General features: G+C 40.8%; 26 protein-coding genes and 3 pseudogenes. 11 read left to right on the top strand and 18 right to left on the bottom strand.

Annotated features, from left to right (window positions below; translation table 11 throughout):
- Positions 1-316: 316 nt before the first annotated feature.
- The 4 genes and pseudogenes from V7L12_RS20930 to V7L12_RS20945 all read left to right on the top strand — a co-directional run bounded on the left by V7L12_RS20930 (position 317) and on the right by V7L12_RS20945 (position 2,055).
- The gene (locus V7L12_RS20930) at positions 317-634 is read left to right on the top strand and encodes a hypothetical protein (RefSeq protein ID WP_335087146.1); all 318 of its coding nucleotides are present in this window, start codon (positions 317-319) and stop codon (positions 632-634) included.
- Between the two features lie 10 nt (positions 635-644).
- On the top strand, positions 645-845 hold the full coding sequence (locus V7L12_RS20935) for a hypothetical protein (protein WP_335087148.1): 201 nt from the start codon (positions 645-647) through the stop codon (positions 843-845).
- Between the two features lie 49 nt (positions 846-894).
- A pseudogene (locus V7L12_RS20940) lies at positions 895-1,653 on the top strand (globin); the annotation flags it as partial.
- 30 nt (positions 1,654-1,683) lie between these two features.
- The gene (locus tag V7L12_RS20945) at positions 1,684-2,055 is read left to right on the top strand and encodes a pentapeptide repeat-containing protein (protein ID WP_335087208.1); all 372 of its coding nucleotides are present in this window, start codon (positions 1,684-1,686) and stop codon (positions 2,053-2,055) included.
- A 34-nt stretch (positions 2,056-2,089) separates the two neighbouring features.
- Here the strand turns inward: V7L12_RS20945 and V7L12_RS20950 are convergent, their stop codons facing one another.
- Positions 2,090-2,752 (bottom strand): cadmium resistance transporter, encoded by a 663-nt coding sequence (locus V7L12_RS20950; RefSeq protein WP_335087150.1) that lies wholly within the window; start codon positions 2,750-2,752, stop codon positions 2,090-2,092.
- Positions 2,753-2,905: 153 nt separating this feature from the next.
- Between V7L12_RS20950 and V7L12_RS20955 the strand changes: the two genes are divergently transcribed.
- Positions 2,906-3,616 carry a cadmium resistance transporter gene (locus V7L12_RS20955; RefSeq protein WP_335087152.1) on the top strand — a complete coding sequence of 237 codons (711 nt, stop codon included), beginning with the start codon at positions 2,906-2,908 and terminating at the stop codon, positions 3,614-3,616.
- Here the strand turns inward: V7L12_RS20955 and V7L12_RS33280 are convergent.
- From V7L12_RS33280 to V7L12_RS20965, 3 genes are all read right to left on the bottom strand, one after another.
- Complete coding sequence (locus V7L12_RS33280) at positions 3,554-3,895, bottom strand: DUF3574 domain-containing protein (protein WP_442947902.1); 342 nt, start codon at positions 3,893-3,895, stop codon at positions 3,554-3,556. The genes V7L12_RS20955 and V7L12_RS33280 overlap by 63 nt on opposite strands.
- 140 nt (positions 3,896-4,035) lie before the next feature.
- Complete coding sequence (gene cysK, locus V7L12_RS20960; RefSeq protein ID WP_335087154.1) at positions 4,036-4,998, bottom strand: cysteine synthase A; 963 nt, start codon at positions 4,996-4,998, stop codon at positions 4,036-4,038.
- Between the two features lie 18 nt (positions 4,999-5,016).
- Positions 5,017-5,499, bottom strand: coding sequence for an RrF2 family transcriptional regulator (locus V7L12_RS20965; RefSeq protein ID WP_194041908.1), 483 nt, complete (start codon positions 5,497-5,499; stop codon positions 5,017-5,019).
- A 213-nt stretch (positions 5,500-5,712) separates the two neighbouring features.
- Here V7L12_RS20965 and cysE point away from each other — a divergent pair, with 213 nt between their 5' ends.
- Together cysE and V7L12_RS20975 are read left to right on the top strand one after the other, a co-directional pair.
- Positions 5,713-6,441, top strand: coding sequence for a serine O-acetyltransferase (gene cysE, locus V7L12_RS20970; protein WP_335087156.1), 729 nt, complete (start codon positions 5,713-5,715; stop codon positions 6,439-6,441).
- Positions 6,442-6,689: 248 nt separating this feature from the next.
- Complete coding sequence (locus tag V7L12_RS20975) at positions 6,690-7,280, top strand: Crp/Fnr family transcriptional regulator (RefSeq protein ID WP_334825229.1); 591 nt, start codon at positions 6,690-6,692, stop codon at positions 7,278-7,280.
- Between the two features lie 6 nt (positions 7,281-7,286).
- On the opposite strand, the gene V7L12_RS20980 is transcribed toward V7L12_RS20975, so the two are convergent.
- The gene (locus V7L12_RS20980) at positions 7,287-7,625 is read right to left on the bottom strand and encodes an NIL domain-containing protein (RefSeq protein ID WP_335087158.1); all 339 of its coding nucleotides are present in this window, start codon (positions 7,623-7,625) and stop codon (positions 7,287-7,289) included.
- A gap of 22 nt (positions 7,626-7,647) precedes the next feature.
- On the bottom strand, positions 7,648-8,313 hold the full coding sequence (locus V7L12_RS20985; RefSeq protein ID WP_335087159.1) for an NIL domain-containing protein: 666 nt from the start codon (positions 8,311-8,313) through the stop codon (positions 7,648-7,650).
- A gap of 20 nt (positions 8,314-8,333) precedes the next feature.
- Between V7L12_RS20985 and V7L12_RS20990 the strand changes: the two genes are divergently transcribed.
- Positions 8,334-8,561, top strand: a complete 228-nt coding sequence (locus V7L12_RS20990) for a hypothetical protein (RefSeq protein ID WP_335087161.1) — start codon at positions 8,334-8,336, stop codon at positions 8,559-8,561.
- Positions 8,562-9,142: 581 nt separating this feature from the next.
- Positions 9,143-10,654, top strand: a complete 1,512-nt coding sequence (locus V7L12_RS20995) for a hypothetical protein (RefSeq protein WP_335087163.1) — start codon at positions 9,143-9,145, stop codon at positions 10,652-10,654.
- A gap of 130 nt (positions 10,655-10,784) precedes the next feature.
- Here V7L12_RS20995 and V7L12_RS21000 read toward each other — a convergent pair whose 3' ends face one another.
- From V7L12_RS21000 to purE, 9 genes and pseudogenes are all read right to left on the bottom strand, one after another.
- The gene (locus tag V7L12_RS21000; RefSeq protein WP_335087165.1) at positions 10,785-11,051 is read right to left on the bottom strand and encodes an NIL domain-containing protein; all 267 of its coding nucleotides are present in this window, start codon (positions 11,049-11,051) and stop codon (positions 10,785-10,787) included.
- Between the two features lie 149 nt (positions 11,052-11,200).
- Positions 11,201-12,076, bottom strand: coding sequence for a sulfate ABC transporter permease subunit CysW (gene cysW / locus V7L12_RS21005; protein WP_335087167.1), 876 nt, complete (start codon positions 12,074-12,076; stop codon positions 11,201-11,203).
- A complete protein-coding gene (gene cysT, locus V7L12_RS21010) occupies positions 12,063-12,923 on the bottom strand; it encodes a sulfate ABC transporter permease subunit CysT (RefSeq protein WP_334825242.1) in 861 nt (286 codons plus the stop codon). Before cysT ends, cysW begins: the two co-directional genes overlap by 14 nt.
- Before the next feature lie 153 nt (positions 12,924-13,076).
- The gene (locus V7L12_RS21015; RefSeq protein WP_335087169.1) at positions 13,077-14,225 is read right to left on the bottom strand and encodes a sulfate ABC transporter substrate-binding protein; all 1,149 of its coding nucleotides are present in this window, start codon (positions 14,223-14,225) and stop codon (positions 13,077-13,079) included.
- Positions 14,226-14,639: 414 nt separating this feature from the next.
- Positions 14,640-15,290 (bottom strand): annotated as a pseudogene (locus V7L12_RS21020) (class II glutamine amidotransferase); the annotation flags it as partial.
- Positions 15,291-15,377: 87 nt separating this feature from the next.
- Positions 15,378-16,958 carry a group II intron reverse transcriptase/maturase gene (locus V7L12_RS21025; protein ID WP_335087171.1) on the bottom strand — a complete coding sequence of 527 codons (1,581 nt, stop codon included), beginning with the start codon at positions 16,956-16,958 and terminating at the stop codon, positions 15,378-15,380.
- Between the two features lie 608 nt (positions 16,959-17,566).
- Positions 17,567-17,695 (bottom strand): annotated as a pseudogene (locus V7L12_RS21030) (class II glutamine amidotransferase); the annotation flags it as partial.
- Between the two features lie 160 nt (positions 17,696-17,855).
- A complete protein-coding gene (locus V7L12_RS21035; RefSeq protein WP_335087173.1) occupies positions 17,856-18,155 on the bottom strand; it encodes a putative quinol monooxygenase in 300 nt (99 codons plus the stop codon).
- 186 nt (positions 18,156-18,341) lie between these two features.
- On the bottom strand, positions 18,342-18,860 hold the full coding sequence (gene purE / locus V7L12_RS21040; RefSeq protein WP_335087175.1) for a 5-(carboxyamino)imidazole ribonucleotide mutase: 519 nt from the start codon (positions 18,858-18,860) through the stop codon (positions 18,342-18,344).
- 159 nt (positions 18,861-19,019) lie between these two features.
- On the opposite strand from purE, the gene nagA reads away from it, so the two are divergent.
- On the top strand, positions 19,020-20,207 hold the full coding sequence (gene nagA / locus V7L12_RS21045; RefSeq protein ID WP_335087177.1) for an N-acetylglucosamine-6-phosphate deacetylase: 1,188 nt from the start codon (positions 19,020-19,022) through the stop codon (positions 20,205-20,207).
- A gap of 417 nt (positions 20,208-20,624) precedes the next feature.
- Here nagA and V7L12_RS21050 read toward each other — a convergent pair whose 3' ends face one another.
- Positions 20,625-20,897, bottom strand: coding sequence for a hypothetical protein (locus V7L12_RS21050; RefSeq protein WP_335087179.1), 273 nt, complete (start codon positions 20,895-20,897; stop codon positions 20,625-20,627).
- A 496-nt stretch (positions 20,898-21,393) separates the two neighbouring features.
- Between V7L12_RS21050 and V7L12_RS21055 the strand changes: the two genes are divergently transcribed.
- Positions 21,394-21,855, top strand: a complete 462-nt coding sequence (locus V7L12_RS21055; protein ID WP_335087181.1) for a hypothetical protein — start codon at positions 21,394-21,396, stop codon at positions 21,853-21,855.
- A 168-nt stretch (positions 21,856-22,023) separates the two neighbouring features.
- Here the strand turns inward: V7L12_RS21055 and V7L12_RS21060 are convergent, their stop codons facing one another.
- Together V7L12_RS21060 and V7L12_RS21065 are read right to left on the bottom strand one after the other, a co-directional pair.
- Complete coding sequence (locus V7L12_RS21060) at positions 22,024-22,833, bottom strand: prohibitin family protein (RefSeq protein WP_335087183.1); 810 nt, start codon at positions 22,831-22,833, stop codon at positions 22,024-22,026.
- A gap of 93 nt (positions 22,834-22,926) precedes the next feature.
- Positions 22,927-26,214, bottom strand: coding sequence for a two-partner secretion domain-containing protein (locus V7L12_RS21065; RefSeq protein ID WP_335087185.1), 3,288 nt, complete (start codon positions 26,212-26,214; stop codon positions 22,927-22,929).
- Positions 26,215-26,591: the final 377 nt, after the last annotated feature.

Here is a 26,591-nt window from a genome sequence, read left to right on the forward strand (position 1 = left end):
TGAACTTGTCAAAAAATTTTTAAAAAAGCCATTGATAAATTTGTCACTTAGCCTTATTGTACTTTAATACTCTTGCTGCATCACCGGTAGAAAGATAATTAATTATTGCTAAATCTACTGATTTAGCTGACAAAGACTTTTTAAATCCCATTCACGATGGGATTTAAAAAAAGCCTTTGCTTCTATCATAAAAAGTATTTTGTAGCGCAATCAACATCATTCTTTTAACATAATTTTGGAGAAGGTACATTTTTACCTGCTAAATCGAGAATAAAAACCCTTGGTTAAAGTATTTGTAAATTAGGAAAAAATAAATATGAAATTAGACAAGTTTGTATTAGCACAAAATATGGCTTTCCTAATATCTATTACCCCGGAAAGCAATCTAGCTAAATTACTGGCTTTTTGCCTGACTACAAAGGCTGGGAAAAATACTCCAGGAACAAAAATATTGGAAATGACTTATGACCTAATAGAAAATCCATCTAAGTTGCCTTATTGGACTCAAGACATTATGGGACAAGATTTAGATTACACTACTGAAGAGTGGAAAGCACTGGCAAATATGGGTATTAAGGATGCTAATGATTTTATGGCTACTTTATGGCAGGAATTAGAAAATTTGAGTTTGTAAAAGAAAAAGTATGTCTTTAAATGTTGAACTTTTAGAGCAAAGCTTTGAAAAAGTTAAACCACGCGCTGATGAATTTGCAGCCAGTTTCTACGATAATCTTTTTCAAGCTCACCCAGAAATGAAACCACTGTTTGCTAAAACAGATATGAAAAACCAAGAGAAAAAACTATTAAGCTCTCTGGTTTTGGTAGTAGAAAGAAAATCTCCGTAACCCAGAAGCTTTAGAACCAGTTCTCAAGGCTCTAGGAGCTAGACACGTCGGCTATGGAGCTATTCCCAAATATTATGGACTAGTTATAGAAGCACTACTGGTAACGTTGGAGCAATATCTCCAGCAATATTGGACTCCTGAAGTCAAAAAAGCTTGGCTAGATGCTTTTAGAGCTATTACTGCGTTGATGTTAAAAGGTGCGGGAGAAGAATCTTCACCAAAACCTGTTCAAGCTGAAAAAATAACTGAAACTTTAGCAAAACCTGCAACATTAAAAACCAAAATACAAAAAGAATATCAGCTATTTCAATCCACAGCAGAACCAGAGAAAAAATCTCTGATATCAATTCAGTTAGATGGTGAAGTTTTAAAAGAAATTATCAATGATTTTATCGTTAATTGTCAGCAATTTCAGACCAAAATATCAGAACAGCCATTAAGTGAAGTCCTCAAACAAATTCCCAAGAAACTTATTGATACTTTCTGGATAGCACCAACATGGTTAGTCTGTATAGTTTCAGTAGTCATTTTTACCGTAGTTGTTATAATTGTCGATGATAATTCGCTGCTGGCAAAGGCTTTGGGTGCTGCTGATTCTATCAGTTTGGTGGTGGCGCTAGTTCTATTCATTAAGGAAGCTCCAGATCGCAGAAAACAATTTCATTATCAAGCCTGGAGTACGATTGATGCAGCACACGATGTGAAAGTTAGTTATGCCAGAATTTTGGCACTGCAAGATTTGAATAAGGATGGTGTTTCTTTAAGAGGTTTGGATGCTCCTGGTGCGGAGTTAGTAGATATTAATCTCTCCCATGCCAATCTGAGTAAAGCTAATTTAATGGAAAGCGATTTTACTAATGCCAATCTCAGCTATGCCAATTTAGATAATGCTAATCTCAGTCAGATTAAACTTAGTGGTGCAAATTTAAGTTATGCAAAACTGGGTTTTTCTCGATTGAATCAGGCTAATCTTAGTAGTGCAAATTTGAGTGGCGCTAATTTGATTTGTGCAGATTTGAGTCATACCAATCTGAGTGGTGCAGATTTGAGAGATGCTAGTTTGAGTGGTGCTAATTTTGAGGGAGCTTATCTAACTGGTGCTAATCTCAAGAATGCTAAAGTCAGCGACTCTGAACTGAGTAATGCTTTCCTGGAAGGTGCGATTATGCCTAATGGCTCACGATATAAATCTTCACTTAGCGATCGCTGAAGTTACAATTGGCAGAAATATCTAGATATATTGATTAATTTCTCATCCAACGTAGTAGAGTGAATGTACCTCGCTCATACATAATGAATAGACCCAAGCCAATTAACACAAAAGGTACAACAGCGTTACCGTAGCGACTTAAAATATTAGCAATGGTGGGTTGACGGCTTAAAAAATAAGCGATCGCACACCAAACCCCTACCATGATAAAAAATATACTTAAAATTACTCCCAAACTGGCAAGGTCATGACCAGCGAACAAAGGGATATATATACTAATATTGTCACCACCATTAGCGATCGTTACTGCTGCCACTTTATAGGTTTGGGGATGCAAAATACTCAAAATAAAAGACAATACCGGGTTAGTAGATGTTGGCTGGTTAAAATCACTACTGACTGTCTGAACTGTTATAGTATCTTCTTCTTTATATACTAAGTGGTGAATACCAATACCAATTGGTAGCAATCCTAGCAATCCTATCCATTCTCGGTGTATGACCAATCCACCAAAAAATCCTGGTAAGCTAGCGATGATAATGGCTGAAAAACCCAGATATTGACCAAGTAAGATATGCCGCCGCCGAAAATTAGCATCTACCTGTGAAAAAAATATTAACAAGATAATGATGTCATCTATGTTAGTGGCGATGAAGGCAATTATCCCTTCACTGAAGGCTGTCCCTAGCTGACTCATGCTGGATTTTTAGAACCTACGATTTACCACCATACCAAATTAACCTTTCAAGTAATTGAACTACACGACTCCCGTTCGGCTACGCTCACGGCAAGCCTACTCCCTATTCTCCATCTCAGTCGTAGTCTAAATACCTGAAAACTACTGTCAAATATGAGCGAGTTCGTTACTGAAATTACTACAGGGGCAATTGCATTCATTGCCACTAACATCGATGATATTGTCATTCTATTGTTGTTTTTTTCTCAAAGAAATGTTAACTTTCGCCCCCGGCATATAGTTGCTGGTCAGTTTCTAGGTTTTACAGTTCTATTAATTCTTAGTCTTCCGGGTTTATTTGGGGGATTAGTTTTATCAAAAAACTGGATTGGATTACTTGGTTTACTACCAATGTCTATAGGTATCAGTAGCTTAGTGAATCGGGAAGAAGATTCATCAAAAGAAGTTGTAGCTGCCACAGAAGAAGCTGAAGCATCAACAATTACTAGCTTTTTTTCTCCCCAAGCTTATAGTGTGGCTGCTGTTACAATTGCCAATGGTAGCGATAATATTAGTGTCTACGTGCCTTTATTTGCTAGCTGCAACTTAGAGAGCTTTTTGGTAATTATCGGATTATTTTTTCTCTTGTTAGGAGTTTGGTGCTACGTTGCATACAAATTAATTAACAATAGAGTTATAGCTGATGTATTGACTCACTATGTTAATTATCTTGTGCCTTTCGTTCTGATCGGATTAGGCGTTTTTATTGTATTAAAAAGTGAAGCTTTAAGTCCAATAAAGCTAGCTGCTAGTAGTATCTGTTTAATTATTTTGGTGAAAAATAATGACAGTAACGATGAAATTGGTGAAAATTCTAGTAGATAAACGAGCCAATTTTAGATTTTTATCGAGGAAGGCAGGAGGCAGTGTTTCGACTACGCTCAACAACCGGGCAGGAGGCAGGAGGAAAACGTTTTTGTTTTGCTGAGTATAGTTAAAAAACAAGGAAATAGTCTTAGACTTTTCTTCAATAATACTGCCTGTGCTGTCTAAATACTGTCCATTGGTATTGAAAACAGTTAATCCATCTGGAAAAAGAGGGGTAACGACATTATTTAAAAAGCTTTGAAAATCATTATTATAAACCTGATATAACTTGCTCAATCAGGCTGACGCGAGACTGAGTAGAGGTTAGACCTGTAGAGACGCGAAATTGGATTGGGTTACGCTAACGTCCTGCTGTGCTAATGCGTCTCTAGCAAGGATTTTGGGCTTAACTGATGGGGATTCAGACCCCACCTGAATCAAACTTTACTCAACCACTCATTCTCTTCTGGGTCTTTGAACAGTGAGGTGCTGAGGTAACGTTCGCCGAAGCTAGGCTGGATCATCACGATTAAACGACCTGCATTTTCTGGCCGTTGTGCCACTTGAATAGCCGCGTATAAAGCAGCGCCAGTAGAAATCCCCGATAGCAATCCTTCTTCTTTTGCGAGGCGACGGCTGTAAGCGATCGCTTGTTCATCCGCTACCTGAATCACTTCATCTACCATTTCTGAACGGTAAATTGCTGGGACAAATCCCGCGCCGATACCCTGGATTTTGTGAGGCCCTGATTTACCACCTGCTAATACTGGGCTGCTGCTTGGTTCAACTGCGATCGCTTGGAAACTCGGCTTCCGTTTTTTAATAACTTCTGCAACTCCCGTAATCGTCCCACCAGTACCCACTCCCGCCACAAGAATATCTACCTCTCCATCGGTATCATTCCAAATTTCTTCGGCTGTGGTTTCGGCGTGAACTTTCGTGTTAGCAGGGTTGCGAAACTGCTGCAACATATAAGCATTGGGCGTTTGAGCTACAAGCTGCTCTGCATGAGCGATCGCTCCTCGCATCCCTTCTACCCCTGGCGTTAACTCTAGTTGAGCGCCATAAGCTTTGAGCATGGATCGTCTTTCGTGGCTCATTGTGTCAGGCATCGTTAGAATGAGATGGTAGCCCTTGGCAGCTGCCACCATCGCTAGCGCAATTCCTGTATTTCCAGAAGTCGGCTCTACTAAAACAGTTTTTCCGGGGTGAATCAAGCCTGCTTCTTCCGCCGCTTCCACCATACTCGCGCCAATCCGGTCTTTCACAGAAGATGCTGGATTCATGCTTTCTAGCTTCACGACAATCCGAGCAACCGCTCCTGAAGCTTGGGGAATCTTGTTTAATTGAACTAAAGGAGTTCGGCCGATTAACTCTGTGATATCTTTGGCTATTCGCATGGGGGTACTCCGTCGTGTCTAAATATAATACATTGGACTCTGCTGGGCGCGAGTTTCTCTTTCCTCGCACAAGTCTTGGAGTGTATAACGACCCAAAACTTCAATTGAGGCAGCGTTAGCTTGCTCCCAAACTTCATAAACCAGAGTCTTTTCTAGAGTCGGAGAGTTAGAGGTATCTTTCTCTTTCCGCTCGCCTTCGACCAAAGTGACAATTTCAAGTATTGTAATCTGCCAAGGTTCACGAACTAAAACGAAACCTCCTTTAGAACCGCGTTGACTCTGCACCACACCAGCACGCCGGAGGTTAGTCAAAATTTGTTCCAGATAGCGCTCAGGTATGGGTTGTTTGGCAACGATCTCGCTCATGGTTAGAGGAAGTTTTTTCCCGTGGTGGCTTGCTAGTTCTAAGAGTGCCAGCAGAGCGTATTCCACTTTGGAAGACAGATCCAAGAGAGCGTAGTTTTGGCTATTCAAGACTGTACTCAATATACTACGGTGAATTGAGGGACTTATCGCAGTTTATGCGAAATTAATTTTTTTCAACTGTGGAATGTGATAGCATCCCACTTATTACCCACAAAAACACTATACTCTATCGATTTACCGTAGATTGTAAACTTACACAATTCCTATAAAGGACTCGATCTTTTTCTGGGAATTATCCTGAGTTTCTGTTTTCAGAGCCTCACCTACCAACAAAAATCTCAACAGAGTATGCTACTAACTGATTTGCGAACCATTTTTGAGCGTGACCCAGCAGCCCGTAACTGGCTAGAAGTATTGTTCTGTTACCCTGGACTCCAAGCCTTAATATTTCATCGATTGGCGCACTGGCTGTATAAAATTGGAATTCCCTTTATACCAAGATTCATCTCTCATCTTAGTAGGTTTTTTACCGGAATTGAAATCCATCCTGGGGCATTAATTGGCCAGGGAGTGTTTATTGACCACGGCATGGGAGTAGTGATTGGTGAGACTGCGATCGTGGGCGACTATGCTCTGATTTATCAAGGTGTCACCCTTGGCGGGACTGGGAAAGAAAGCGGCAAACGCCATCCAACTTTAGGCTCTCATGTGGTTGTGGGGGCGGGTGCGAAGGTATTGGGAAATATTAAAATTGGCGATCGCGTCCGTATTGGAGCCGGTTCTGTGGTGCTACGAGATGTCCCCAGTAACACTACTGTAGTGGGGATTCCAGGGCGCGTGACTCGTCAGAACAACTTGACTACCAATGTTCTGGATCATGATAAAGTACGCGACGTAGAAGCTGAAGTAATCCGCGCTTTATTTGAACGCGTCAAGTCTCTAGAGAAACAGTTCGAGCAGTTGTCAGATCAATCAAGTTTGTCTCCAACTGAACTTGGAGACGAACCAACCAACAACCCTAAGAGCAAAAATTCTGATGGGATGATTGAAGATTTTCTTGATGGTGCGGGAATTTAGTTTACGGCATTGAGCATTGGGGAGCCAGCGCCGTGGTGAGGCAGTCCGGTCTTGGGGGTTTCCCCCAGGAGGAACTGCCGAAAGGGTTTCCCGACTTGAGGCGACTGGCGTCATTGGGCATTATTATTCTTCCCTTGCTCCCCTGCCCCTCTGCTCCCCACTCCCCCCTTTTTAATATCCATAGGTTCTTATAACCTGATATAAATGTAATACTACGGTTAATTTATCGGAGAATAGTTTTATATAATATGGTGTCTTTGTACACAAGCCTTTCTAGTTCAAACAGTAACAATACTAAGCAACTTTTTGCCCGTAGGTCATTTCTACCAGAGCATCATAACGACCTTTGGAAGATTGAAACGGGTTTTGTCAGAACTTTTAGCTATCTGGAAGATGGTACAACTGTTGCTCTGGGATTGTGGGGGCCTGGAGATGTCGTTGGTAAGAGATTGTCAAAATTAGAACCTTATCAGATGGAATGCCTAACTAAAGTGGAGGCAACAGTTTTACCTCTAGAGGAGTGGACTGAACTAACAGAAACTCTACTTGCCCATATCCAACAGGCTCAAGAATTGATGATTATTCGTAGCCATAAAAAAGTGGATACTATGCTCATCAAGCTATTGGCATGGTTATCCAAAAAGTTTGGTTCGGAAGTTGAGAAGGGACGTTTAATAGATATGCGTCTGACTCATGAAGACCTGGCGGAAATGCTCGGTTCAACTCGTGTTACGATCACTCGTGTTCTTGGGCAGTTTGAGCAAGAGGGCTTGATCGATCGTCTCTCCCTACATCGAATTGTGTTGCGAGAAGAAGAAATTTGGTACTATGAAATTTAAATTATTTTAGTAAAACCAGCTATCGCCGTCAGCATTCGGCTTGCCGACAATTCTAAGATTCAAGGATTCTAGGTAAGCTAAACCGCTAGAAATTTGTGGCACTGTTCCCCGCAGTTCGATGTCAAAGCATCCTTCTGCATGTGCATTTGGTAGTAACATAGCCTTAGTAATATTAACTACCAAGCCGTAAGTAGAAATTAACTGCGAAATCACGGGCGCTTGCAAATAGCATTTGGGAATATGTATCCGCAGACGAATCTGAGTAACTTGGCTTTTTTCGTAAACTGAAGAAACCAGTGATAATCTGTTGTGAAAATTGGTTTTTTGGTTATTTAGTGCTGCCATTGGATAGTGATGATTTTATTAATTAGCGTAGGCGTAGCCCGTCGTAGACATCGCTATAAACGCTAGACAAATCCAACCAAATCGGTAGTCCCAGTTTTTCTAAATAACTCAGGCTAGAGTAGAGTTGCTTTGTTCTCCCCCACAAATCCAAGTCAAACCAGCCATCATCTTGCGTATCGGGTTGAAGTAGCGCACTGGTGATATTGACTGTTAGTCCATAACGAGAAACTAACTCGGAAATCACTGGTTCTTGGTAATAAGATTTTAAGACGCACAGTTGTAAGCGTAATCGATTGGTCTGACCCTGAGAAATCCATTGCTGGAATTGTTCTTGCCATTTATTTGTCAGCCATGCAGAGTCTTTGGGACTCAGTTTGATAGCTGGATTTGGGAAAGGTAGAGTGTGCTGGTTGGGTTGAATTTGGTTAGCGATCGCTAGTTGCAGCAAATTCACTCCCAATCCTTGCAAGTAAGATAGACTATTTGTCACTTTTTGGGGATTTCCTGAAAGTTCCAAATCAAACCAGCCATCGCTGTCATTGTCGGATGTCAAGGATGCAGCTTTAATATTGACGGTTAAACCATACCGAGAAACCAGTCGAGAAATTACAGGTTGCCTGTTATACCGTTGAGGCACGAGAATTCGACTGTGGACTGAAGCGGATTCTACAGATTTACTCTGAGACATCAGATTAATTTCCAATAGCCATGCCTACGGTGGTCAATGAGCGGTGCCGTACCACATCGTGCAAGCTACGCACAACCTCTGTCTGCGACACGCTGCGCGAACGTAGAGAAGTGCGGGCTGCCCCTACGCAATTTTTTGGTTCGGCAGAGAATTTTGCTGATGCCGTGCCCCCACAACTCAACTGTGCCTGCTTGAATGTCAGCCTCATAGAAATTTTCATATTTCTGGCTTTTATTAAACTACTGTAAGTCTATCGATTTAATGCATTAATGTTATGTAAAAGAAAATCTCACAAAGACCACAAAAAAACAATTAGTAAATTTACGAAATTTGTAGTTATTTTATTTAGATAACTTTGAGGTTAATACGGTTGACATTTTTATAAAAATATATTTTTAGATATATTTTCAAGAGATAGTCCGGTTTAAGCGATCCACGCGCAACTTGAGACTTAGACTGTGGACGACGTTAGATGCTCCAGTTGGAAGGAAAGTTTTCATTTATACTTATTTCCTCCAGTGTAAGAAGTGGAACGGCGTTAATAATTAAAGGTTTATATTAAGCGGCTCTAGCCGTACTTTGAAGACTTTAGCTTTCAAAGTAGAGAAAAAATTTTTTTACATTACTTAACATACTTTAATTTATTCCTGCCTACTTACTTAAATATTTTTAGTACTTCAGCTAATTTTTAATAAAATGAAAAGTCACTGTTGACGCGATCGCAGAAACTTTAAACTTTAAGTTCATATCCTAAAATTGCCTTGCTCTTTACCCTGTTAGGATATTAATCAGTGTAGGATAGTTGCTTAAATTTTAATTATTAAGGTTGATGATTAATATTACTAAATTAAATAAAATTGACTTTCTAGTTTTGATTGCAATTGTGATTATTGGTCTTATACATTTGCCTTTTCCATTTGATGGAGATCAAGCATTTTTTAGGCTAGGTGCTTTGGAGATGCAACAAGGAAAGTTACTATATCGTGATTTTTGGGATGTGAAGCAACCAGGAATTTTTTACTTTTACTTTTTAGCGGGAACTTTATTTGGTTTTAACGAGATTGGCATCCATCTCTTTGAACTTATTTATATGGTGTTTCTGTCTATAGTATTGTTGCTGAGTCTAAAAAGCTATTTTCGGCATCCGATAATCGCCAGTCTAGTACCTTTGTTAACGGTTGGCGTTTACTATACTGTTTCACAGCCTTGGCATCTTACTCAAGTGGAAGCACTGGTTAGTTTTCCTTTATTCATTTGTCTTTGGCTGACTTCTCAATCTTTTAAATATGAAGGAAGACAAAGATTTTTTCTACTTTTACTGTCAGGTTGTGTTGGGGGAATTGTCCTCATTTTTAAATTAATACTTTTGCTAATATTAATTTCATTTTGGCTAACTATTTTGATATATTATGTGATAATAAAACGGGAGCAAATTCAAAAAAGCTTTGTAGAAATAGTTATTCCACTTTTTATGGGGATTACATTTCCTATTTTATTTATTGTTAGCTATTTTGCCTGGTTTAATAGTTTACCAATTTTGTATCAAACATTCTTTTTATATCCACCTCGGATTGTTGCTAATTCCCAATTTGACCCAAGTGGGCTTTTTGCAGGAATAAAATGGTTCTTAAACAGTTTTTACCCTCTACTTTTAGCCGCTACTGTTGCAGTAGATGTATCATTGCGTAAGTCTAAGAATATATTGACTTTGCTACTTGTGATTTGGTGTATTTTTGCTTGGGGTGTGATTGTTCTACAACGTGGGGCATTTTGGGAATACCATTATTTACTATTATTTGTACCTTTAGGTATCTTAGCAACTAAAGGATTAGATGTTTTATGGGAATCTTTCAAAAAATTGAGTTCCCCATTTACTACAATACTGCTGATATTTTTGTTTTTCTTGCCTTTATCGAACACTCTTATAAAAAAGAGTGTTGTTCTGGTTAATAATAACTTTGCTTTAGCTGAAGATACACGATTTAAATATCAGACTGTTTTTAGAGAAAAATATCCATCTCTCCGTTCAGAGGCTGAATTTATCTCCCAACCAGGAAGTCTTCCTGGTAAGATTTATGTAGCTGGTGATCCATCTATTTACTACTTCTCCAATCGGACTCAGGCAACATCACTACGTGGTTGGGCACTCGAATATTTTCTGCCTGAGCAATGGACAAAACTTCTAGAAGAGTTAGATTCATCTAAGCCTCCTTATATCTTTATTGATTATATTCAGCAGCCTACTATCAACAAAAATTTTCCAAGAATGCTAGAATTTCTTGAGGGAAGATACCGTATTTTACGTCAAAATAATAACGGGATTTGGTATATTATTTTGTAGACAAACCACTACAGCAATCCTGAATCATTCATGAAAAACAAGATTCCCGACAACTTTTACGAAGTCGGGGATCTGCGGGTTGCAATACTCTTAAAACCAGATAAATAAACTGTTTGTGTTGCTATAACCCTTACCAATCGTTTGCTTTAGTATCATCCCAGACTTCCAATTCCAAATCGCGGAGATAAGTTAACCCGCTTTGAATTTGTGCATCTGTTCCTTGTAGTTCAAGGTCAAACCAACCATCTCCGACAGCATTGGCTCCCAAAATCGCTGCCGTGATATTCACAATCAGTCCATAGTCAGACACCAGGCGAGAAATAACAGGTTCCTGGTGATAATCTTTAGGAATTCTGAGTCGAATCCGTTTATTGGTAAGTGTATTGTCAGTAGCCATATCTGAATTATTTCAATCCCTAATCGGGATTGGTACAGAACTACTCTTAACCCTAACGGTAATTTCCTGATAGGTACTAGGTAGATCGTACCATCTCCCATGATTTGCTTATATCCTATTCAAAAGATAACTATAATCGCTTGATTTTTCTATTCAACATCTTTAATGCGGGTTTTGCGTTCTAGAATCTCCTTCAGCACCAAGGTTACTACTGCTAGCAACGCTAACAGTACAGCCGCAGAGAAGGCAGCTTCAGTTTCGTATTGTTTGTAAGCGTCTTCTACAAACAGTGGTAGGCTCTGGGTTTGGTCAGCAATGTTGCCAGATACTACTGAAACTGCTCCGAATTCACCCATTGCTCTGGCATTGGTCAAAATTAAACCGTAGAGTAAGCCCCAACGAATACTGGGTAGGGTGACGCGCAAAAATATCTGCCAATCTTTCGCACCTAGAGTTCTAGCAGCTTCTTCTTGATCCTTACCAAACTCTTCTAAAACCGGAATCACTTCCCGCGCCACAAAGGGCATACTCACGAAGGCTGTAGCCAATACCATACCTGGAAAGGCAAAGATAATCTTGATATCATGGGCCTGGAGCCAAGGGCCAAACCAGCCATTGCGTCCGTAAAGTAGCACAATCATTAATCCTGCAACTACGGGCGAAATCGAAAAGGGCAGGTCAATAATGCTCAAAACTATGGCGCGTCCAGGAAATTTATGACGAGCGATCGCCCAAGCTGCACATAGTCCAAACACTGTATTTACAGGCAAAGCAATCACAGCCAACAACAGTGTCAGCCAAGCTGCATGGATAAAAGCTGGTCGCGTCAGGTTGGATAGAAACGGCCCAACACCCTTGCTGAAGGCTTGGATAAAAACGTTAATTGCCGGGACATATTGAACTAGGGCTAAATAGGCGATCGCTATCCCAATCAAAACTATTGGCACCCAACTCTTCTGCTCTTTCGGCTTGGCTGTATCTGATACAGATGCAGATGAGTGAAAACTTGGCTTATCTAGTGTCATACCGCCTTGCCCATGCTTGTAAGAAATTAATTGCCAATAACAATACCAACGAAATTGATAGTAAAACTATGCCAATTACTGTTGCACCAGAATAGTCGTACTGCTCTAACCGTTGGAAAATCAGTACAGGTGCGATCAAATCTTTGAATGGCGTATTGGAAGAGATAATCACAGTCGAACCATACTCTCCAACTGCACGGGAGAAACCCAAGGCAACACCAGTCAAAATTGTGGGAAATAAAGGTGGCAAAATCACTTTCCAGAAGGTCTGCCATTGAGAAGCACCCAGACACCAGGCGGCTTCTTCAATTTCATGTTCCATTTCCTGAAGCACGGGTTGCACAGTTCTCACAATAAAAGGTAGTGAGATAAATATCATTGCTACCGCTACTCCCGTGCGGGTAAAAGACACCTTAATTCCCAGTGGTGCTAGTAATGAACCCAGCCAGCCATTATCACTGTAAACTGTTGCCAGGGTTAGCCCTGCTACCGAAGTTGGTAGTGCAAATGGTAAATCTACTGTGGCGTCAATCAAGCGCTTTAAGGGAAAGTCGTAGCGAACCAGAACCCAAGCAATCAGAGTTCCAAATACGCCATTGAGTAAGGCAGCAAATATTGCCGTAACAAAAGTTACGTTGTATGTTGCTAGTGCGATATCACTGGTTGCGATCGCCCAAAACCTAGATGGAGGTTCTGTAGCTGCTTTCAGGAACATGGCAACTATCGGGATAAACAACATCACCGTCAGATATGCAATAGTGATTCGCCAAGTCCAAGGAACTCGCCCCAATCTCTTCCAGAATGGCGTTTTGCGTTCAACTTCCACAGAAGGAGATACAGTTGTCATAGTGAAAAATTCAAAATTTAAAATTCACAAGGAGCTTTTTGCCAGTGTTCGTAATTGCTAATTCGTAATTCAAGCACAGACCAACTACTTTTAATTCTGGAGAAAGGAAAGTTGTGGGGTCATAATTAGGAATTACGAATTAAGAATTACGAATTATTTTTGGGCTTGAATCTTGTCAAACACGCCCCCATCTGCGAAGAACTTCTTATCAATTGCTTCCCAACCGCCTAAGTCTGCAACTGTACCCAGAGTTTTCAGCTTGGGAAATTTGTCTGTGACTTCCTTGGTTTGAGCTAAAGTCTCATCCACAGGACGGAATCCCAATTTAACAAACTCTTGCTGTGCTTCTGGGCTATAGAGGTATTTCACAAAACCTTCAGCAACTTCGCGGGTTCCGTGCTTATCGACGTTTTTATCTACCACAGCGATCGGATTGTCGATGGATATATTCACATCGGGAACGACATACTCAACCTTCTCGCCCTTTTGCTGTGCCAAAATAACTTCGTTTTCGTAGTTGATTAAGACATCTCCCTGCCCTTGCTTGGCAAATGTATCAGTAGCTTCCCGCGCATCTTTAGGCAAGATTGGCACATTTTTGTAAACTTTAGTCACAAATTCAGTAGCTTTAGCCTCATCGCCACCTGTTTTAATTACAGAATCCCATAGTGCTAAGAAATTCCACTTAGCACCCCCGGAAGTTTTGGGGTTAGCAGTAATTAATTTGACACCATCTTTGGCTAAATCTTGCCAGTTTTTGATGCCTTTAGGATTGCCGGAACGAGTGACTAATGCTGCAACAGATTTGGAGACAATACCATTGTTGGGAACTTCTTTCTCCCATCCTGGCTGAATCAATCCAGCCTTCTCAATCTTTGTGGTGTCTCCAGCTAGTGCCAAGTGAACAACATCTGCTTCCAAACCATCGATAACAGCACGAGTTTGGGAACCAGATCCGCCATAGCTTTGCTTGAAGACGACTGTTTGATTATGATCTTTCTTCCACTGTTCTACAAACTTAGGAATAATTGCTTCGTGAGCTGCTTTAGTAACTGCAAAGGAAACTAGAGTTAATTCAACATTATCTTTGCTTGCAGCCACAGGAGTAGCACTAGCAGCAGGGGTTTCAGAGGCAGAATTATTCCCAGTTCCTCCACCAGAGCAAGCGGCAAGGGCTACACTTAATACAGTACCTACCAAAAAGAGTGATACAAAGCCTTTGAGCGAATTTAGTCTGAACCGATAGGTTCTATGTTCAGCGATCGCTTGTAATCTTTTCAGTGGGCGTTGCCACAAACTCATTTTATTTCCTCCACTAAATCTACAAATAATTGATGGGAATACAGTTATATAATGTTTATAATACTGGATGATTCCATATATCTAGTACAAACACCAAAAAACCTCATATTCTTTATCAAGAATATGGTGATTCTACCAGTTCTGTGAGGAATTATAAATGCTTTTACTTTCAACTATCAAATTGCGTAGGCGCAGCCCGCACTTCGGCAAAGCTCAGTAACGACTGTAGGCATCGCAATCAGCTACCTGATGTATCAAGCAACTTGCTAGGGAATAGCTAATTTTTGAGGACAGTCTATTCTAGTGATTGGCTTGGCTCAACGTAGGGCAACAAAATCAAGTAAGTCCTGAGCATCAAAAACAAAACCCATCTAGAAATTATCTAAATGGGAAAAATCGACCAACTATTTATTATTAACTGAATGCATATTTCAGGGGCAGGCCGTCCTGAAAAACTAGTAATTCCCCTGGTTGGATTTGTGTCCAAACTTCGTTGTCAGTGAGGGGTGTGGTAGCAATGACAGCGACGCGATCGCGTTCAGTAGTCACTTCCCGAAAATCTACGGTCATGTCTTGGTCAATTAAATGAGCAGCAGCAAAGGGCGCTTGACGAACAATGTAGCTGAGTTTAGTTGAGCAATAAGCAAAAAAGTGTTCTCCATCTGACAATAAGTAATTAAATATACCCACTTTCGCAATTACAGCAGTAATTTCTTGCAGCACAGAGTACAGTTCCTTTATATCGGGCTTACCTTTAGGAAAGCGCGATCGCAATGTTTCTAGCATCATACAGAATGCTTTTTCACTATCGGTGTCACCTACGGCTTGATAAAAACCCAAATTTTCTGGATCAAAATCTGGCAAATTACCGTTGTGGGCAAACACCCAATACTGACCCCACAATTCTCTGCGGAAAGGATGGCAATTGTGTAGGGCAATTTCACCCTGAGTAGCTTTGCGGATATGGGCTATGACATGGGTTGAGTGGATGGGATAACTCCGCACAAACTCCGCTATCGGAGAAGCAACAGAAGGTTGGGCATCTAAAAACATTCGACATCCCTTTGGTTGAGTCGATGGGGGATATTATTCCCCGCACCTCTCAGTTAAATCTGGGCGTGCGACTTTCATCGCACCCAGCTTCCGATGTTCTCAGCTTGCGCTTTTGCTCATGTGTTTGTAATCGTGGCAACTCTCGTGAATTGCTTCAAGATTATTTTTCTTCCAGTTGGCATGATTTCCGTCGATGTGGTGCAAGTGTACCTTTTCTTCATCAATGAATTTCAGACCGCAGGAAGCACATCTATGGCTTTGCTTCTTAAGGGCTTTAGAGGTTTCACCGTCGTAGAGCTTACTTTTACGTTCGCTCCAGTAGGCTGTATTACCGTCATAGGGGGATTTTGTTCCTTTGACCATGACGTGATTATTTTCGGAGTAGGAAACTGTTGGGAATGCCTTTTTAACTAACTCCTTGCTGGTGTGGCGTGTTTGCTTGGTTTCCTTGTTAAATACCGCGTATGCTCTGTGATTTAGGAACCAAAGTGAGAGCTTTGACCCGTCCATCTTGCAGAACTTATGGTAATTCCTCCAACCTCTAACTATCGGGGCTAATTTCTCAGCCTTTGTGGTAGCGCCATAATTCGAGTTGTTAACGATGTGTTTTACTTTCTTACGAAATGCTTTGAAGTTATCCACTGAGGGAGTGCTTCTGAGTTTCCCGTTTTCCTGTACTTTAAAGTGCCAGCCGAGGAAATCAAACCCATCTGTCGCGGCGGTAACTTTGGTTTTCTTTTGGCTTACATTCATTCCGCGTTTGCGGAGAAACTCGCTGATTCTTTCAAGTATCTCTATCGCATCATCTTCGGGTCGAAGTATAATAACCATATCATCCGCATATCGAACTGATGGCTCGGCAATTTTTTCTACCGATGTTTTAGGTGTAATCCTTTTACCTTCTCTATATTGAGCGTGGTATCTGTGGATACTCTCAATCCCATTGAGTGCGATGTTGGCTAGTAATGGGCTAACTACTCCCCCTTGAGGTGTGCCCTGTTCGGGGAATTCTGGGTTGACTCCCGCCTTGAGACATCGGAAAATACCGAGTTTTAAGCCTTTGGGGGCAATGAGTTCATCCATTATTGCTGAGTGATTAATCCTGTCGAAGCACTTTTCAATATCGAGTTCTATAACTCGTTTTTCTATTCCATTGGTTCTGGAGCAAAGGTTATTAAAGATGTACTGTTGTGCATCATGGGCAGAGCGCCCAGTTCTGAACCCGTAGCTCCTGGCATGGAAAGTGGCTTCGTGTGCTGATTCTAGTGCATATTTTGCTAGGCATTGCCAAGCTCTATCTGCGATGGTGGGTATCTTAAGTATTCTGGTAGACCCGTCCTTCTTAGGGATGGGGATTTCCCGTAGTCCTTGATGCTTCCAATTTCCACTATTCATTTTCAGTAGTTCTTCAAGGTTGAAGCGTTCTTCAAATGAGAGGGATTTCTTCCCATCAATACCAGCCGTCTTTTTACCAGCATTTAGCTGAGATACTTGTCTTATTGCAAGAAATCGAGCCGAGGTAGATTTTAGAATAAGCTTTTGGAGTAACCGAGCTTTCCGCTTGTTTCCAACTTGAATAGCTTTGTACACGCGCTTCTGAAGGCGGAAAAGATTTCGGCGGAATTTCTTCCACGGTAAAGCTCTCCAAGATTCACTAGTTTTGTAACTGTGTCTAATCATTTTCTCTTCTTTAGTTTGTGTATTCTGAACACCTCAGACCAATTACGGTCTGTCCTACCCGACTTGTGAGGATTCCGCTTCTCGTCTAGCCTACTTGGGGTTCGACTGCCCCAAGACTCCCAAATCGTTTTTATTCGTTCCCTCGGAGAGATTGATGAGCCACTGCGTTGCGGGGGTTCCCCCCGTTGTAGCATGTGGCGTTGTTCCGTTAGATGTAGCCAATTTGACCATTGGATTCCCTGGACTCTTGCCGTTATTTGAAGAAGAATGCGGCGGGAATTAATTCTCCAATAAAGTCAGGGATTTTTTGTGTTACGCCCTGCTTGTTCTTAAGTCACTTTTCTAGGCTCTGTTTCATCATAGGAACTCCCTATTAGCGCCAGTGTCAACCCGTAACGGTTGTCTGATTACGCCCTGTTCCCAGCTTCACTCTACAAGAACCGAGCTTGTTCGGTGTGGGCAGGTAAGGAGTCAATTCTGAGTCTGAATGGTAGGACTTTCACCTACATCTGACCGAGAGTTCAGCCTTTTAGTGACAGTAATCTGCTGTCAGGCTGGCTTAGTTATGTACGGACTGATTACCGTGATTCACTAAGCAACGAATCGCACCCTTCAAAGAAAGCAATGCCCCAACCATCGCTATGGTCATCCGTTTTTCCTCCCCGTGCAGAAAACCCTTCAAAAGAAAAGCAAATATCCGTTGGAACATTGCAATTCATTCCGAGCAGTTGGCACATGGATGTTGCAGCTCTCAATTTTTGACTAAGGCCTCAGGATCAAGATACTTCAGAATGCTGCATGATTCTGGAGCGATCGCTTCAATCTTAGAATTTAAGGCTGAGATATTCCAAATACTCCCCAACAATAAAGAGTCTGTTTCAAGTTAGCAAGATGACACTATGCCAAAAGATCGTAGCGGCGGATATCTGGTGCAGCAGTCACTAAACCTTCTAGTTTAGCTGCTGCCGCTTGGAAATGGGGTGAATCTAGATGAGTATTTAGGGCTTCATGAGAAGTCCACTCTTCTACAAAAGTAAAGTCTGTTGGATCGTCTTGGTTTTGCAAAAGTTTATACTCGATCGCATCTACTTCCTGACGGGTTGGCTCAATGAGCTCCAACAGTACAGCTTTTAGTTCTTCTACTTTGTTAGGCAAAGCAATAATACGGGCAACAATGCGAATAGTTTGGTTTGTCATTTGTCATTTATCATTTGTCATGGGGTAAAACAGTTCTGTTAGCGGATAGCTAGGGTTTAGCCCGTTCTGAGCAATGACGTGAAATTCCCTACTCAGCACTCAGCACTCATTACTCAGCACTATTGTCGGACACAGGGAAAAGACTTTCTCCTTCTCTGCTCCCTGCTGCTCTGGTATTAATATTTATTAAAACATCTGCTGTAAATATTGCTCATAGCCTAGTTGTTCTAGTTTTGCTTGCTTTGCAATTACTGATTCACATAGGGTTTGCCGATATTGTTGCACTTTTTCTAGCAATTCTGGTTGATGAGTTGCGAGGATTTGTACTGCTAAAAGTCCGGCATTTTTGGCATTACCGATCGCTACTGTTGCCACAGGAATACCACCAGGCATCTGTAAAATAGAATACAAAGAATCTACACCTTGTAAGTTCCGAGTGGGTACAGGAACACCGATCACAGGAAGGGGAGTTAAAGACGCTACCATTCCAGGTAGATGGGCAGCACCACCGGCACCTGCAATAATTACCTTAATACCGCGTTGGTGTGCAAGTTGAGCATATTCCACCATACGTTCTGGAGTACGGTGAGCCGAAACGATCGCCACTTCGCTCTCAACACCAAATTCTTCACAAACTGCGATCGCATCTTTCATAGTGGGCAAATCGGAATCGCTGCCCATGATAATACCAACTAGGGGAGTCATAATAATTCAAAATTCAAAATTTAAAATTCAAAATTATTTGAGCTAGCTTATGGAAGCTAGGTAGTGCGGATCATCATCTCATCTATTGGCGTTGTTTGAATTGATTCATTGATGTTAGTTGCATCTAAAATCAGATTTAGCTATCTTCTCGTCAGTGTGATGACCCAAACAACACAAAATCCTGTAGATATTATCAATGTTAGAGTACCTGGTTACAAAGATTTGCAGATGCTCTTGGTTAATCAAGAGGGCATAATTGAGCAAATCTTGCCAATGGGTACAGTAGAGAAGGACATCTGTGCATCCGTGATAGATGTTGCAGGTGACTGGATTTCATTGGGTGGAGTTGATTTGCAAATTAACGGTGCGTTGGGTTTGGCATTTCCTGATTTAACGGCTGAAAATGCTCATGTACTTCAGAAAATAACGCAATTTTTGTGGGATGTCGGGGTAGATGGATTTTTACCGACACTTGTGACAACTTCAGTAGAAAAGATTCAGCGATCGCTAGCAGTCATTGCTAATTTTACTCCCCTCTCTGTCAACAAAGAGGGGTTGGGGGTAAGGTCATCTGCCAAGATTCTCGGAGTACATCTAGAAGGCCCATTTTTGAGTTACCAAAAGCGCGGCGCACACCCGCCAGAGTACTTATTACCCTTAACAATTGACGAGGTAAAGCGGGTTTTGGGTGATTATGCCCATGTTGTGAAAGTCATCACCTTAGCGCCAGAGTTAGATCCCACTGGTGAAGTAATTCCATATTTGCGTTCTTTGGGAATTACCGTTAGTTTAGGACATTCTCAGGCAACATCAGCCCTAGCGCAACTTGCTTTTGAACTTGGTGCAACGATGGTAACTCATGCTTTCAACACCATGCCACCATTGCATCACCGCGAACCAGGATTATTAGGGGCAGCAATTACCCATCCTGATGTGATGTGTGGTTTTATTGCTGATGGTGAACACGTTTCGCCCACGATGCTGCAAATTTTACTCCGCGCTAGCTATCAAGAAAAAGGGCTATTTCTTGTGAGTGATGCCCTTTCACCTCTGGGGCTACCCGATGGCGTGTATCCTTGGGACAGTCGGCAAATTGAAGTTCAAAACGGTACAGCACGACTAGCCGATGGCACTTTATCGGGGACGACTTTACCCTTATTAGTGGGAGTGCAGAATTTGGTAAAGTGGGGGATTTGTGATGTGGAGACTGCTATTTTACTAGCTACAGATGCACCTAAACAAGCGATTGGTTTGCCTGGAATTGCCAAGAGTCAACCCGCTAATTTATTGCGCTGGCATTGGGACGAAGCAACAAAAGAACTAGCTTGGCAGCGATTACTGGGCTAAATTTCGTATCCAGGTAAAAGAATCAAGGTGACAGGGTAAGAAGCGTTAATATACTCAGTAAAAATGTACATTTCTGAGATAGACATCATAAACCAATGGATATAGCTCTACTCGTTAAATTTCTCGCTCCCTGTCTGCCATTCCGATTGGTCAGCAAATAAATTAAGAAGCCGAAGATTAGATAAAATCAAGAGAGTACCTACTCTCCAGATTTATCTCCCATAGAACTGTGTTGGTCGAAACTGAAGCAATTTCCCCGTGGCTGTGATACACGCACACTCGACTCACTCGACGCAGCAATGGCTCTTGCTGTCAATTACATTACCGAAGATGATGCCTTCGGTTGGTTCAACTACTGTGGTCTATTTACCTGAAAATTGCTGTAAGATGCCGACAGAAAAGTTTATTTATGATCTATTACGAACCTTGCAAAAGGTCATTAATTGAACTTATACTCTGTTTTATTTGTTCTGTCAGAGAAGTTCTTAATAAATCCAGGTTTATTGTTGAAAAATTGAGTAGTCCTAAAGCATATAATAGGATCAAAATACCAATAATTAAAGCCAAAATTCTCCCAAAACAACCAGGATTGATTTCAATAAAAGCTAATTTAGATTGCCCGATGACAGCAATCGTTATAAAAACAATTCCTACTATTAAAAAGGTGCTGTTTGGAGTTAAATCTGTCATTTCTCGATTAAGATACCTCAGCACTTTTATTGTAGCTATTATTAGTTCAAATTTCTGCCACTGCTATATGCAAAAACATAAAAATTTTGCAACTCAACATTCACCCCAACCTAAGAAGGCTCTAGCTATTACAGTATCGGTGTTGGAAGTCATCGTATGCTATGATTTAGGAAGATATATATTTATTTTGAAATTTATTTAGCAATAAATAGCGTTGATTGTCTGAATGTGTATAAATTATTCTATCTTACTCGGATGTTCAAGGAAAAACCTAGATTCTGCAAGAAGCGAACTAACTGATGTGTCTCTAGCAGAAATTCAGATATCGTGAACTTGCAGTTGATTTAAACTCAATTTTACTTTTTACGATTTTGCTGAGACTATGCAGTGGTAAAACTTTCAGCATTAAAAAGCCAAAATGTCATCACTCGTGTACTAGACGTTAATTTAGTTTATATATTAAACTACACTAAGACGATAGGAATAGTGGTTTTTTATGGAAAACGTCCAAAACGTTAGTCAAGAGCTAAATGTAACAAGAGACACAGCACTAGAGCAATTACAACAGTCTACTCCAGTAGAGTTCAAAAAAGACATTTTCAAAAAACTCAGAGGTGGATTTTTTCTAGTACTAGGATATTTATTATCACCACTATGTTGGTGGAATGACTTACTATTCAATTTGCCAATAGCTTATGGTTTTGGGTATGCATGTAGTTTACTTTCCCCAAAATTGCTTCTACCTTGTTCAATTATCGGATACTGGCTCTCTAATATTGTAGGAATTCTCTTGATGCAATTCGGTTCTAAGGACATTTTTCAAAAAGAGCCTCAAGAGCATAACCTCAAAAAAGAATTGTTCACAGGTTTAATTTCTTCGACAGTTTATACCCTGTTGATTATGCTGTTGATCCAGTTGAAGATTCTTGATTCTCCTATTTTATTCTCCAACAGTTAATTTAGTTTATCACCTTTCTGATAGTATGGGTGTATATCTGTGCGCGCATACTATCATGTAACAGATATAGCAATCCATGCATGAGTTACGAACAAAAAGATCCCCGCATTCTTGAATAATTCGGGAATCTGAGTTTCTGGATGGAGAGCAAATCAGCGAACAAGAAGATCAATTTTTGTCAAACTTTAAAAATTCACTTAAATTCAACAATTTTGGAGCCTCCTTACCTAAAATTAATGGCAGCTTACCATTCCATTTTTCTATTGCTTGCCTTTGCAGAATTTCTGGAGTCAAACCATCACGTAATAATCTGTGTGCCTCAGCCTCTCCTTTGGCTAAATTAACTTTTGCCTCAGCCTCTTTTGTTGCTTTCAGTGCAATAAACTCTGCTCGTTTTGCTTCTTGTTCAGCAATCTGCTTCGCCTCCACCGCTTCACCAAATCGTTCTGAAAAATGCACATGAACTAGAGAAATGTCATCAACTGCAACGTGATAGTTACCCAGTCGTGTGGACAAGGCATCATCTACTCCACTTTTGACTTCTCCTCGTTTAGTAATAATTTCTTCAGCAGTATACTTTGCTATTACTGCTTTTAGTACTTCTTCAACTGCTGGGTTAATAATCCGAATAACTACATTTTGATCATCTCCAATTTCCTGAAAAATGGCATTTGCTTCTTGAGGGATAATATGCCAATTGAGAGCGACATCAGCAAAAACATTTTGTAAGTCTTTGGAAGAAGCCTCAGCATAAATTTCCTGTTTTTGGACTCTAATACTCAACTTTTTCACAGTATTGACTACAGGAATAATTAAGTGAAGTCCTTCTCCTAATATCTGTTTTTGTACTTCGCCAAATTTCATTAATACACCACGTTCTCCTGCATTTACAATCACACAAGGTGTGAGGAAGAGAGTTATCAAAAACAAAAGAGCGGTCAGTTTCCCGGCACTGTTAAAAGTTGTAATTTTTCTCATCTGTGTGAACCATGTATGCATCTTATATAGAGACACATATTTAGGAGTTATAGGCTTCTTTCCGTCATGATTTTAGCTCGACTTTATCCAAAATTAAAAACATTTTCGAGTCAATAGCAACTTCCCATTATTCAGCCGATATACACCAGTAGGTTCGATAATCGGATCGCCTTTTTTCCAGGGACGGAATGTAGTTTCGACACCTCTCACCTCACCAGTAGTGTAGGTAGAAACCAAAACACCAGGACGATTAGTAGTCAAAGCACCAGAACCTGTAATAGTAAAAGAGTTTTCTTGTCGCTTGGTGCCGCGTGAAATGCAACTATTGGCGATGAGTGCGTTGGTATCGATGACTGGGGGTAATTCGGTGAAGCTGTTTTGAATGGAACTGGTATCGGGTGCGTTAATGTTGATTACACCTGAAACGCCTTGCTCAGAACTGGCTGTAATATCACTTTTTTCGGTTGGCTTTGGACGCGACTCGATACCGAAAATACCTTGAGAGTTGATTTCCACATTTCCACCGCTGCCTAGAAAGGCGTTGGCACTAATGTCGCTGTTTTCTTTGGGGATGGCGACAATAAATTTGGAATTTATATTGACATTACCGCCATTACCTGCATCTTTGGCCAAACCAGCAGTTGCAGAAATAGAGCTATTACTACGTAGCAATAGGAGATTATCAACCGTCAAATTAATATTTCCTCCATTAGTTGTTGCAGTTTCAGCAGAGATTTGAGATTGATTTTTCAGTTGCAGAGTGTCAGTTTTAACTGAAATATTTCCTCCTTCTCCCTTCCCAAAACTATCAACTAAAAAAAGTGATTGATTGTTGAGGTCAATAGATCGCCCTGTTATAAAAATACTGCCTCCTTTTCCTTCTGCATTGGTGGTTACAGAACTAATAATTTCGCTGTTGTCAAAGTAAATACTATCGCCTGCATTTAAAGTAATATTACCCGCATCACCTTTGCCAAGTGTGGCGGAAATTAACTTAGTTTCGTTGGTTAATGAAATAAAATTACGAGCGTTTACGGTAATATTACCCGCATCGCCTTGCCCTCGAGTTATTGCATCTAATTGAGCGTTATTACTAAGAGAAAGGGAATCTGCTGTAATTTCAATATTGCCACCTTTACCTACATCATTTGATCCAGTTAGACTGCTAGCAACTCCGCTTGCACCAAATATACCGCTGGACGTTAATTGTACGCCACCATCAAATACTACATTATTGCGGGCATTAATTATGACATTGCCTCCATTGCCGCGTCCATTGGAAACATCTGTTAATAATTGCCCTCCATTAGTAGCAAAAAGAGAACCCGTTGTTATTTGAATATTCCCGCCATTGCCAACTGATTGTTCTAAAGTTGACATTTGTCCTACACTACTAAAGATGCCGCTAGGAAAGCCATGTTCTCCTGCCAATACTCCAAAATCATTAGGAGGAATTTGCTGTATTTTATAGCCATCAATAATAATCTTCTCCTGAGCATTAATGTCTATATTTCCGGCATCGCCTTTTCCAAAAGTGCTAGCATCTATTTGACCGCCTTGAGTGAGAAAAAGGGAATCGGTGGTGATATTAATATTTCCTCCTTTACCTTCTCCTGTTCCGATTACTCTGCTGGCGATAGTGCTATTGTCTAAAGTAATAGTGTCGCGGGCAATAACTGTGATATTCCCTGCATCTCCTTTTCCGCCCGTGCTGCTTTGCAGTTGAGCGTCATTGCTGAAGAAAAGAGAACCAGTACTAATATAAATATTACCGCCTCCACCAACTGCGCCAGAATCTACAACACTGGAAATGCTTAATCTAGGCTGACCCGTACCATTTACTGAGGTGTGATCGCGGGCGTTGATGGTAATATTTCCAGCATCACCTCTACCCTTGGTTGAAGCGTTGATAAATGCACTGTCAGAGATAGAAACTGAACCTGCATTAATTTCTATGTTGCCACCTTTGCCCTCACCTCCTAATTCCACCATATTGAAAATCGCACTGGCTACTTTTCCACTTGCTCCCTCTAGTACAAAGCGATCGCTAGCGTTAATAATTAAGTTACCTGCGTTTCCTTGTCCAAGGGTACTACTATCTAACTGTGCGCCACCAGTGAGAGCAAGGTTGCTTGTCGTAATATTGATGTTGCCTGCATTACCTACGCCTCTTTCTTCTACAGCGCTGACAATACCACTAGATGTTTGTTTAACTGGACTTATATTATCTAAAGAGATATTGCGTGCTTGAATAGTTATATTACCTGTATTTCCTTGACCATTAGTATTAGCAACTATTCTTGAACCACCTGTAGCAATTAACGAGTAAGTGGTAATTATAATGTTTCCACTATTTCCTATACCCTCAGAAAATACAGAGTTATCAATTAAGCTTTCCTCTGCCAGTCGCAGAGTTCCGGTAATATTGAGACTAATATCTCCTGCTGAAATATATGGTTCTGACGACGCGATACCAGCGACTATCCGACTTGCTGCCAAAATGTCTAAATTGTGTGCAGTGACCGCAACATTGCCATTGAGAACATTAACTATAGATTTATTTTTTAGTGATACATCTGCACGGGGGAGGTCTGCGGGAAAATTTAAAGTACCATCAGCATTCAAACCGACAGAACCCATACCTCCGACTGCGCCAATTTCTACTTTTCCACCAGGAGCTGTCAACAATCCGCCATCCATTGTTACATTACCACCTACAAGCACCAAATTCTTACCATTCGCAACCTGTAACCCTAAACTAAAACCTGTGAGTGAATTGAAACTGATAGTTGCATTATTTGGAATCACTGCATTCTGATTAATCTGATTAAACAACAACGCAGAAGGATTCACTGTTAACAATGGCGCTGCTTGGGGATTTGTCGCACTAAAAACCCCTTGATTGTCAAACTGTACCCCGTTCGCAGTTGTCCCCACAAACGAATCTTGCACATCTAAACTAGCATCTTTACCAAACATAATGCCATTGGGATTTATCAAAAATAAATTCGGGCTAGAACTGCTAAGTGTGCCCAGTCTCCCCAATATTTCTGAAGAGTTATTACCTGTTACCCGTGCCAAAATATTCTGAATGTCGGCATTAGGAGTAAAAAAATAAGCCCCTCTACCAGCGCTGATATTAAATTCTTGAAAGCTATGAAAAAGATTGATTTGGCGAGTTGCACCACCAGTAATTACTTCTATCGGTAGTCCCTGAAAGTTGTCTATAACTTGAGAGGACTCACCCCCAAGTGTGTTATCAGGCACGATATTGCTTTGCTGTGCCTGGGTTTTGCTAGTGAGGAGACTTACACTTAAGCAGCCCACCAACCCTGCCAATCCGAACTGCAAACACCTGTTTAATCCGTATTTGATCGTCATTGGGTGCTATTCATATAGATTATTTGAGTATCTAATAAAACTGCACCTTTGGACGATAAACAAGCGAATATTCGTTAATTATGCAGTTTTCTGCAATGAGGCGATGTCTGACAAAGACTGGACGGCGATAAAATAAATATGTCCTAAGCTTAGTGTTTTTATAGTTCGCCAAACTTACGATAAACTGTTAGCGCGATCGCTCTAAAAATGGAGATTACAAGTCCTACAAAAATCAATTTGAATATAGTTATTAATTGCATAGTTTTTTTGTCACACAACCATAACAAAAAGCTCCAAGCCGTGATGTGAGCTTGGAGCTTTTGATTTAGAGAATGAAACCTGGCATCGAGCTATTTTTGCGTAGGGCAACCCCTAAA

Source organism: Nostoc sp., from assembly GCF_036918245.1.
Lineage (GTDB): Bacteria > Cyanobacteriota > Cyanobacteriia > Cyanobacteriales > Nostocaceae > Nostoc.